The organism is Sutterella sp. (assembly GCF_030539355.1).
In the GTDB taxonomy this organism is placed as follows: Bacteria; Pseudomonadota; Gammaproteobacteria; order Burkholderiales; family Burkholderiaceae_F; genus Sutterella.
The window spans coordinates 1-10,356 of the sequence record NZ_JAUNSF010000107.1; the positions used below are offsets into that span (position 1 = coordinate 1).

Sequence of the window (10,356 nt, forward strand, 5' to 3'; positions counted from 1 at the left end):
TCTCTCCTTTGTGCTTCCCGGAACCTGTCAGAAACGATGGGTTCCGGGATTTTTTGCGTCTTGCCGGGGCCCCGCCTCTTAGAATCCGCCCCATGCTATCCGTCATGGGACGGCTCGGAATCAACGACGGGATTGAGGATCATGGCTGCTCGGAAAGGTCTGTACACGGCAACCTGGTGGGGGCGGGCTCTGCTGCGGCCCTTTGAGGAGACCTATGGCAAGCGGTTCATCACTTCGGGAAGAAGCGCGCTTGAGAAAGCCGGAAAGTTCCGCCTGAGCGAGTACGGTCCCTGGCTGCTGATGAACTTCGAAGGTCGCAGCAAGTGGTCGGAGACGGAAACATCATTCAGCCTGAAGCAGACGGCCGCCGCCGTGCGCGGAGAAATCCTTGACGCCGTCGCAGCGGATCCCTTCATCGTCGCCGCACTGGCTGAAGGACTGATACCGCATGAGCTCCCTGATCTCTTCGAGCACTTCGGAGCCGAGCTCATCCCGAGAAAAGTCACGTCGTACGGTCTGGACTGCGGCTGCGGCAAGAGGACGCTTTCAGGCGGTTTCTGCCGGCACGAGGCGGCGCTTCTTCTCTATACAGCCAACTGGCTGGATGTGAATCCGTTCCTGCTTTTCACACTCCGGGGAATAGATCTGACAAAGGAGCTCAAGGACCGGGGCATCGACTTCGAGGACTTCACTCGCGTGAAGCCCATGACCAACGAGCGCTTTCTCGACTTCATGACGGCGCTGATGGCCCGCGATAATGATGAGCCCGAGGACGCCCGGCCCGGAAGGGACGGCTCCGGGCTCTCCCGTGAGGAGCGGGCGCTCCGGGAACTTCGCACGATTCCGTACACGCGCATCCCGGATCTGACCTCCCTGATGATTGATCTCTTTCCGAGGCAGCTTGCATTCTCGGACAACGACGACTGCCGCGCATTCGTGAGACATGCGTTCGGGTTGGTTGCCTACTACGTCGCACCGGCGGTCTCCGCGGCCTGGGCAGCGGATCAGGAAGCCGAGGGGCGTCCGGCCTCGGCGGCGACAGGCTGGAAGACATTTCTCGGAAAAATCTGCGAGGACTCCAGAAAGGTCGACAAAGGCACGCCGGTCGTGCCGCTGCTCAAGATCGAGCCCGAGCAGATAGCGCCGCTGATCATTCTCCAGGAATTCGAAAAAGACTATCGCGGCGAAGAGCTTCGGGATCTGAAAGTTCCCCGTCACGAGTTCTTCCCCGCGCTCCTTCAGGTCACTGCAGCCGACATCCGGGAGATGCCGCTGGAGTTCGAGTGCTGGCGGGAGATATCGCTCCTGTCGGCGAAGTTGCTTCTCTGCGGAGCCGTCATGCCGACGGTCGTCATGGATGAGACCCATTAATGCCTGTCCTCGCATCCGTTGGATTCCCGCGGTCGGGCATCCGGCCGTTCGCGATGTGGTGGCGCAGCTTGCGCGGGGGCTCAGGCCTTTCTACAGGCGCATGCTTTCCGGCTCAAGGGCCCGGGTGGTAGCCGGTAATTCCGAGCGCTTTGCGATCCTCGCGCTCTCGATCGGTGTGAGCGGCTGGATCAACTGGGCCACGACGAGGCAGTCGCACAGCATGGATGTCCGGGACCGCTTCGAGGGACTCCTCGTCTGCAACGATCATTCCGGAGCGGACGGCTGGGTTCAGGACTGGGTGGGCCCCGCCTATGCGCAGGGACTCAGGCATTACATGCTCGCGGGCGCCTATCCCTGGCAGACGGTTTTCGCACTGCGTTTCGCTGCGGGCCGGGTGCTCATGGACTTCGGCATTCTGAGTCATGACGCGGATCTCAGGCGCGTGCGCGCCGCCGTTCTCGGCATGGAGGACGCGGGCGCGCCGTCGGCCGGAGATGCGCGGCCGCCGGTCGAGGGAGAACTCCCGACTGACCGACCCGTGTTCCTGCCGGAGATTCTCTCCGACGAGCGTTATCGGCCGCACCGTCTTGCAGCGATCGGCGTGCTCAGGTCGCTCTCGGAATATTTCCCTGCCGCGGCCCGGCTGCTTGAGAACCGGGGAGCGTCCGTCGAGGTTGAACCCTCTGAGATCCGTGAGTGTCTCTTCGACACCGTGCCGCAGCTCTCGCTTCTCGGCGTGGCGGTGATCATGCCGCGGAGCTTCCGCAGACTCCTGCGGCCGAGGCTCCTCGGTTTCGTCTCCGGGGACGAGGGGTTTGCGCGGCACTTCCTCTCGCGCGAGGCGCTCGCCGACTTTGACTGGAGAGCGGCGATCGGCGACACGACCCTCTCGCGCGAGGAGTTTCTCGCGCTCGCCGACAAATACCGCGGGAAGATCATCCCGTGGGAAGGAAAGTACGTCTTCCTCGACGAGGAGGAGATCGACCGCATCCGCGGGATGCTCATAAATCCCCCGCGGCTCACGCAGCTCGAGAAGATCCGGGCGGTGCTTCAGAACGAGTACATGGGCATGCCGCTTGAGCTCGACGATGCCGTCCGGATGTCCCTCAGGGAGATCACCGAGGTGAAGGACGTTCCGCCTCCCGAGGGGCTCAGGGCGACGCTCCGCCCCTATCAGGAGCGCGGCTTCTCATGGCTCATGAAGAACATGTCGCTCGGCATCGGCGCGCTCATCGCCGACGACATGGGCCTCGGCAAGACGGTTCAGGTGATCAGCGCGATCCTTGAGCTCAAAAACAGAGGGGAACTTGAGGAGCTCAAGGTGCTCGTCGTGGTGCCGACCACGATCATCACGAACTGGCTCCGTGAGATCGCCCGCTTCGCGCCGTCGCTCACCCGGGGCGTGTATCACGGTCTGCAGCGCGAGCTTCCGCCTCCTGGGAAACTCCCGGATGTGACGATCACGAGCTACGGCACGTTGCGGCAGGATTTTGCGCTTCTGGTGAAGCATCACTGGAAGCTACTTGTCATTGACGAGGCGCAGGCGATCAAGAATGTCTCGACCGCTCAGGCGGAGGCCGTTCGCGGCCTGAAGGCAGATCAGGTAATCGCCATGACGGGCACCCCGGTCGAGAACCGCCTGCTCGAGTACTGGTCAATTCTTTCGACAGTGCAGCCGAGAATCCTCGGCACGAAGCGGGAGTTCGAGGAAACCTTCGTGAAGCCCATCGAGGCCGACCATGACGAGAAGACCGCGGAGGCTTTCCGTCGTCTCACCGCGCCCTTCATGCTGAGGCGCCTGAAGACGGACAAGGCGATCATCGCGGACCTGCCCGAGAAGACCGTGATTGACCATTTCGTCACGCTGCGCCCGGAGCAGGCCGCGCTCTATGAGAAGACGCTCAGGAAGGATCTTGCTGACATCGAGTCGGCGAAAAGCCGCATCGCAAGAAAGGGCAGGGTCCTGAAGCTCATCACGAGCCTGAAGCAGATCTGCAACTCGCCCTCGCAGTTCCTGAAGACCAGGGCCGACGCGCCCGACTCGGGCAAGGGCGATGCGCTGCTTGAGATCATCAATGAGTGCAGGGATGCCGACCGCAAGGTGATCATCTTCACTCAGTACGTGGAGATGGGCGAGCGGCTGCAGCGCTGGATAGGAGCAGCGACAGACGAGACGCCTTCGTTCGTACACGGCAGCCTCACGCTCTATGAGCGCCAGCGGATCGTGGACCGTTTCCAGGAGGACCGGTCGGCGAAAATCCTCATCCTCACGCTCAAGGTGGGAGGCACCGGCCTCAACCTCACCGCCGCGTCGGCCGTCATTCACTATGACCTCTGGTGGAACCCCGCCGTCGAGGATCAGGCGACCGACCGCGCCTTCCGCATCGGGCAGCAGCGTGACGTGCTCGTCTACCGCATGATCACGGCAGGCACCTTCGAGGAGCGCATCAACGAGATGCTTCAGGCGAAGAGGAGCCTCGCCGAGATGACCGTCGCCACGGGCGAGCAGTGGATCGGCGACCTGCCGGTCGAAGAGCTCAGGAAACTCTTTGAACTCACCGAGTGAGCGCTCTGTCAGCGCAGACCGTACTGGAACCGCACTTCCTCGACGACGGTGATGTCACCGGTGCCGAGTTCCTTCGGGCGCTTCACCTTGCCGCTTGAGGCCCGCACTGCTCTGAGCGATGCCTCGTCAAGCTCCGGGTTGCCCGAGCTCTTTCGCAGAACGATGCCGTGGAAGATGCCGGCGGCATCCGCGCGGAAGGCGACCGCGGCGATGCCGATCAGGTCGCTTCTGCCCGAGTCGAGACGGTGGGCATGGATTTCGTCACTCACTTCCTCGATGTAGCGCTGGTAGAGCATGCGGCGCTTCTCGACGGCCTTGCTCTCCTCGTCTCCCGCGCCGGTCATGGCGCCGATCGAGAGCGCACCCTCGGGGGCGACCGTCACCGCGTCGAGCGTCGCGAGGTCGATGCGCACGTTGCCCGCGCCGTCACTCTCGTGCATGGCGACGCCTCCCGCGCCCACGAGGAGCACGAGATGGACGCCCGTGGAGACGAGCAGACCCATGCGCAGCTGCTCGGACATGCTCACCTGCCGTCCCCCTGCGGCGCCACCGCCGCCACCATGAGCTTCTCGCCGCCGTTGCGTCTCACCTGGTCGACGAGGAAGACGAGCGCCTCGACGGGGGCCTTGGGCGCGGCGACGAGCACGAGCTGCCCGGGCTCGGACTTGAGGAGCCTCACGAGGTCATGGACGCGGTAGGGCAGGTCCTCGCGGGTGACGGGCACGTCGTCCACGATGAAGCTGCCGTTCTCAAGAAGCCGGATCTCGATGATCTTGCCGGTGATGGCGCGGGTCGCCTTCGCGGGCGGCAGTTCCACGTCAAGCCCGCGAACGGTGAAGGACGCGGCGATCACGAAGAAGAGGAGCAGGATGAAGACGACGTCGATCAGGGGCGTCATGTCGAGCTCGTCCCTGAACCCGGTGCGGGTCTTGAGCCGGATCATTCGGCACCTCCTCCCCGGGAGGCCGAGGCGAGGACGATGTTCGCGGCGAGCATCAGGAAGCGCGCCATCGCGTCGGCCTTCATCTGGAACCAGGCCGCAGCGAGGTAGCTCGGGATGGCGATGATGAGGCCCGTCGCGGTCGTGATGAGCGCCTGCCACAGACCGTCGGCGAGCTGCGACATGTCGACGCCGCCCGTGGAGCCCGCGACCACGAAGAAGGCGCTGATCATGCCGAGGATCGTGCCGAGGAGGCCGAGGAGCGTTGCGGACTTCGCGAGCACGGTGAGAAGCCCGAGCCGTGTCTCCATGCGGTGGATGACGTCCTGCCCGGCGGCCTCGAGAAGCCGCTCGTCAGGGTGTTCGCGCTTCAGGAGCGTCGTGAACTCGCCGAGCAACTCGACCGAGCCCGCGGCCGCGAGCGCGGCCTCGCCCGAGTCGGAGGCGCCGAGCTTCGGCACGCGGTAATTCGAGAGCACGAGAAGGCGCTCGACGATGATGGCGAGCGCGGCGATGGAGACGGCCAGAAGCGGCCACATCATCGGTCCGCCGAGGGTGAGGATGTTCATGGTGATGGTCTCCGGAAAAGTCAGGCGGGCGTTTCCGGCTGCGTGCCGGGGCGCTCCGAGATGAGAACGAGGAAGCTGCGGCCGTCAGAGAAGCCGGCCTCGGCGGCGTCGGCGGGAACGGGCTCGATCGCGAGCACGCCCGAGGCGCACTGGATGAGCATGCGGCCTTCGCCCTCGATGTCGGCGACGCCCTTGGCGCGCCTGAGCGCCGGGCCCGCTTCGCGGACAAGGTCGCGGATGCGGTCCGTGGTCATGGGGCCGTCGAACTCGACGGTGCGCGTGGTGAAGCGCCCCGAGGCCTCGTCGCTCACGGCGGGCGCGCCGAAATGGATGGGGCCGCGGCCCGCGGGGGCGGGGCGCAGCTTCACGGCCCGGCCGCTGCGCGAGGGCAGCTCGTAGCCGCGGGTGTCGAGCCAGTGCTCGTAGAACTTGTCGAGCACGGCGAAGGGAATGCGGCCGTGGTCGGCCTCGATGATGAGCGCCTCGTCGTTGAGGAGCTTGAGCCGCGCGGAGAGGCGCTCGAGCGCCTCGTCCTCGACGGCATCGGCCTTGCTCACGATGATCACGTCCGCGCTTGCGACCTGGTCGCGGATGCAGTCGGTCTCGTCGAGCCGCGAGGGATTCTGCGTGAGGTCGTAGCCGTCGGCGACGGCGATGAGCAGTCCCCTGCGCACGAGGTCGCCCAGGGTCCAGAGCGAGTCCATCACGAAGGAGGGCGAGGCGACGCCCGTGGTCTCGAGGATGAACTGCTCGGCGGGCGTCGCGGCGATGAGGCGCTCAATGCCGGGGCGGAGGGTGTCGGCGAGCGAGCAGCAGACGCACCCGTCGTCGAGCGATTCCACGCGGGTCTGGCCCGAGAGGATGAGGCTGTCGAGGTCCGCCTCGCCGAACTCGTTCTGGATGACGCCGGTGAAGCGCTCGCGGCCGTGGAGGTATTCGAGCCATTCCCTGAGGAAGGTGGTCTTGCCCGAGCCGAGGAAGCCCGTGACCACGTGCACGACGGGAAGGCTCTCGAGCTCCTCCGAGCGGGGACGGTGCACGAAGTGGAGCGCAGTCATCCTGCGTCCGGGCATCTGTCCCGTGAAGGTGCCGTACGCGGCCGAGGGGGCGAGGATGAGTTCGCCCGATTCACTGCGCTCGGCGTTGAGGATGAGCTCGGCGGGAGCCTCAAGCACGGCCCGGACGGTGGCGGCGAAGAGCGCGAAGACGCGCATCGTGCCGGTGTGCCCGGCCCAGGGGCACTCGGTCGAGAGAAGCAGTCCCGCGCCGTCGGCGCTGAAGTTGATCTCGAGCGTGCCCGAGCGGAAGCCGGCGAGTTCGCCGCTTTTGAGCGAGAGCTCGCGGAGCGCCTCGCGGCGGCCCTCGTCCTTCACCTGCTCGGCGGGCACCTCGTAGAGGCGGAAGCGCCCCGTGACGAGTCCGTCTCCGGATTCCTCGTCAATGAACTCGAGTCCGTGCACGGCGTCGCTCCCGGCGACGCGGAAGGTCCAGGCGGCCCCGCCGGCGAAGGAGGGCTTGACGCCGCGCCAGCCGAGCGTTCTCGCGAGCGTGCGGTCAAGGTGGACCGCGCCGATGATCGAGGTCATGAGCGACACGGACTCCGTGCCGGAGGCGGGATCGATTGCCCGGGGAAGGATTCGCTCAAGCATGACGGGGAGGCCTGAAAGGTTGCTGCGGTGAGAAGTGAATCATCCCGCGCGGTGCCTTTTCCGAGCGGCCGCGCGGGATGTGTCAGTCAGGAGTCACGCACTAGGACGGGAACGAGAGCGTGTCGCCGTTGCCGAGGTAGTTCGTGGTCTTCGAGCGGAAGCGTGCGGTGCCCTGCACCACCGGGTAGCCCGCGTCAACGAACTTCTGGGCGGTGATGAGACCCGTGCAGTGGTTGCAGCCGACGCGCTGCAGGTTCCACTTCTTCAGACCGATCACGAGGTCATCGTACTTCGGATCCCAGTCGTCGAAGGGCGAGATGTGCAGGCCGCCGTAGAGGCCGTAGAACTGGTCCTTCTCGTAGGCGATCTCCTTGTAGGCCGTGTCGGCGAAGAGGATGATGCCCTGATGGCAGCAGCCCGTGATGCTCACGAGGCCCACGTCCTTGACGTTGCAGTACATCGACATCTCGCCGAACACGCGGAAGATGATCGGGCACTCGAACTGGTAGAGCGCGACGCCGTCCTGCAGGCGGTGCAGGCCCTTCTGGACCTCGGTCACCTTGCCGACGTGGCCGCTCTTGGCCATGTAGTCCTTGCCTTCCGGGTAGAAGGTCGACGGACGGTAGACATGGATGTTCGGTGCGTACTTCGCGACGACCGGGAAGCCCCAGTAGTGATCCATGTGCTCGTGCGTGGAGATGAAGGCCTCGATCTCGCCGTTGGCGAGCATCTTGTCGATGCCCTCGCGCTTGAAGCACGTGTCCATCCACTGGTAGTTCCAGCCGCAGTCGAAGAGGTAGCGGGTCTTCTTGCCGTCGAGCGCCTCGATTTCGACGAGGCAGGAGAAGCCGCCCGCGTTGTCCGGGTGCTGGCAGAGCTCCTTGGCGTTGTTCCAGGCGCCGTCAAGGTCGCCCTTGGCGAAGTACGGCTCGAGCATCTTGATGCCGTCGGCATAGGTGCCCTTGCCCGCGCCCTTGCCGTTGCCGAACGGGGCCCAGTTGTAGGTGTACTGGTCCACGAGCAGGCCGCCGGAGGCCGTCACGTCCTGCATGAAGATCTTGTTGTCGAACCAGCTCGTCTCGGAGATGTTGACGATCCTCACCGACTTGCACATGCCGATGTCGGTGTTGCCGCGCTGGGTCTCAGGCAGCAGGATCCTGCGGAAGGGTGAGTAGGAGAACGCTCCCATCGCGCCGATTGTGCCGACGCCGGCGCCGAGGGCGGCGCCCGAAAGCAGCAGTTTGCGTCTGTCCATGATGTGTTCCTTTCGTTAGTCGACCAGCGTGAAGGTGGCGGAGAGCCACGGCAGCGCATTGATGAGGATGACGTAGAAGACGATGCCGGCGACGATGCCGCACACGAGACCGAGTCCCATGTCCTTGTGCCAGACCGTGTTCGCCTCATCCTTGGCGGCCTCGGCCTCGACTTCCTCGGCGGAGCGCATCTCAAGCTTCCAGCCGGGCCAGCCGTCCATGAACCACCAGTTGACGAGCCAGATGTTGATCAGCCAGATCATCGGGATCATCGGGAACTGCTGCGGATGCGAGAAGCCCTTCTGCGTGCCGAGCACAAAGTGCGCGTACTTGTAGTAGAGGCAGTAGATGAGCGCGGCGCCGACGATGACGATCGACGTGCGGATCAGGATGTTGATGGCCTTCGGGTACTTGTGGGGCCAGTTGCCGCAGTAGAACTGCAGGAAGAGGGCCGGCACAAGGCAGAAGATGGCCGTTTCTCCGACGTGCAGCCAGCGCCAGTCGGGAGCGGCGTCACGGCGGTGACCGCGGATCGCCTCACCCCACGTCAGTTCCTGCATGTACCAGAAGAAGAAGCACAGCGAAACGGAAATGATGATAATGCCGAAGAAAAGGGCGAAGCGACGCAGCCACGGGGTTTTGATGAGGGTGAAGGGATAACGTTCCCAAATACCTTCCATAAACCACACGACGACCGTGCAGCACATGATCCACGCGACGTGGAAATTGGCGGAAACCGTCTGGGCAAAATCTTCCCAATAAGGCGGAGTAATAGCCGTGAAATATTGCCAAGGATAATACAGAATACCCATGTGATTATGCATCGTCATTAAATAAATAACGAGCGAAAGGGCAAACGTACCCATCCAGATGGAAAAGCCTTTCCACGGCTGGGCCAGATCCTGCCAGGGACGGCCCTCGAGGGCGACGATCCACGCCGGGCTGATCCACGAGGCGATGACCGCGAACATCATGCAGGCCTGGGCGGCGTATTCCGTTGCGTAGAACTCGGTGAGACCCGGGAGCTTCTGCAGCTGCTCGGGGTTGAAGTACGCAAAGGCGGTGTTGCCGAGCACGCCTTCGAAGAAGCCGTGGATGATCGCGATGAGCAGGCCCACGGAGATGAGGGCGAGCACAAGGCCTTTCTGGAGCGGGTGAGCCGTTTCCAGCCACTTACGCTTGAAGGGCCAGAAGTCGAAGATGTAGGCCATCCAGATGAGGATGATCAGCCACCAGCGGCAGTAGTTGTAGCCGACGTACGGCGTGTAGAAACGCATGACGCCGCGCGGGTCCTGGAAGATCCACCATGTGATCGCGAAGATCAGCAGGGTGAAGACCAGATTGGCGAGAGCGGGGAGCGGACCCTGCCATCGTTTGACAAGTCTGCGCTGCTCAAGGAAGGGTAGTTCTTTTTGAGGCATATGTCCTCCTCACGCGGCCCGTGCTTTCTTCTGAAAGCTGGAGGCGATGCGCTCGGAGGAGAGCGGTGTGCGTTATTGGCGCAGATTGTTGCGCGCTCAGAGGGGAGGGAGCGGCATCGGGTTCAGCCTGTGTGATCAGAAGTGGTACAGATGCCGCGGCTTTGGTCCTTTGTGGTAAAGGGGTCTCGCGCGTGGGGTCGGAGGGGGTTCCGGTTCCTTCTGCGGGGCTCCGCTTGAATTATCGAACCAGGGAGAACGGAGAAGAATTAGGTAAAACCCTGTAAAAATATCAATATGGAATGAGACATTTCAGTTTACGGAAAATTTACAGGGTTTACACTGCATTTACTGAGTTAATTTCATATTTCGGAACGCATCGTGAAAGGCGGAAACGGCAGGAGACCGGGATTGAGAGATGAGATCGGGGGGTGGAAATTCTTGAAAAACGTGCGCTGACAGAAACGCCCGCGTCAGAGAGATGACGCGGGCGCGGGACAATCAGATGATGACAGTCGTCAGAGATGATCAGAGGTTGCGGCCGTAGAAGGCCTTGAGCTTCGCGAGGGCCTGGTCGACGTACTCAGGAA

The 10,356-nt window shown here is 63.5% G+C and carries 8 protein-coding genes; 2 read left to right on the top strand and 6 right to left on the bottom strand.

What is annotated here, in order from left to right; translation table 11 throughout:
• The first annotated feature begins 141 nt into the window (after positions 1-141).
• Positions 142-1,371, top strand: a complete 1,230-nt coding sequence (locus tag Q4F91_RS11495) for a hypothetical protein (protein ID WP_303337845.1) — start codon at positions 142-144, stop codon at positions 1,369-1,371.
• A 124-nt stretch (positions 1,372-1,495) separates the two neighbouring features.
• Positions 1,496-3,937, top strand: a complete 2,442-nt coding sequence (locus tag Q4F91_RS11500) for a DEAD/DEAH box helicase (protein WP_303337847.1) — start codon at positions 1,496-1,498, stop codon at positions 3,935-3,937.
• Positions 3,938-3,945: 8 nt separating this feature from the next.
• On the opposite strand, the gene Q4F91_RS11505 is transcribed toward Q4F91_RS11500, so the two are convergent.
• The 6 genes from Q4F91_RS11505 to Q4F91_RS11530 all read right to left on the bottom strand — a co-directional run bounded on the left by Q4F91_RS11505 (position 3,946) and on the right by Q4F91_RS11530 (position 9,769).
• A complete protein-coding gene (locus Q4F91_RS11505) occupies positions 3,946-4,458 on the bottom strand; it encodes an energy transducer TonB (RefSeq protein ID WP_303337849.1) in 513 nt (170 codons plus the stop codon).
• 2 nt (positions 4,459-4,460) lie between these two features.
• A complete protein-coding gene (locus Q4F91_RS11510; RefSeq protein WP_303337852.1) occupies positions 4,461-4,880 on the bottom strand; it encodes a biopolymer transporter ExbD in 420 nt (139 codons plus the stop codon).
• Positions 4,877-5,446 (bottom strand): MotA/TolQ/ExbB proton channel family protein, encoded by a 570-nt coding sequence (locus tag Q4F91_RS11515; protein WP_303337854.1) that lies wholly within the window; start codon positions 5,444-5,446, stop codon positions 4,877-4,879. Before Q4F91_RS11515 ends, Q4F91_RS11510 begins: the two co-directional genes overlap by 4 nt.
• 20 nt (positions 5,447-5,466) lie before the next feature.
• A complete protein-coding gene (locus tag Q4F91_RS11520) occupies positions 5,467-7,095 on the bottom strand; it encodes a GTP-binding protein (RefSeq protein ID WP_303337856.1) in 1,629 nt (542 codons plus the stop codon).
• Between the two features lie 100 nt (positions 7,096-7,195).
• Positions 7,196-8,350: an MBL fold metallo-hydrolase gene (locus tag Q4F91_RS11525; RefSeq protein WP_303337858.1), complete on the bottom strand. Its 1,155-nt coding sequence runs from the start codon at positions 8,348-8,350 to the stop codon at positions 7,196-7,198.
• 15 nt (positions 8,351-8,365) lie between these two features.
• Positions 8,366-9,769, bottom strand: coding sequence for a hypothetical protein (locus Q4F91_RS11530; RefSeq protein WP_303337860.1), 1,404 nt, complete (start codon positions 9,767-9,769; stop codon positions 8,366-8,368).
• Positions 9,770-10,356 lie beyond the last annotated feature (587 nt).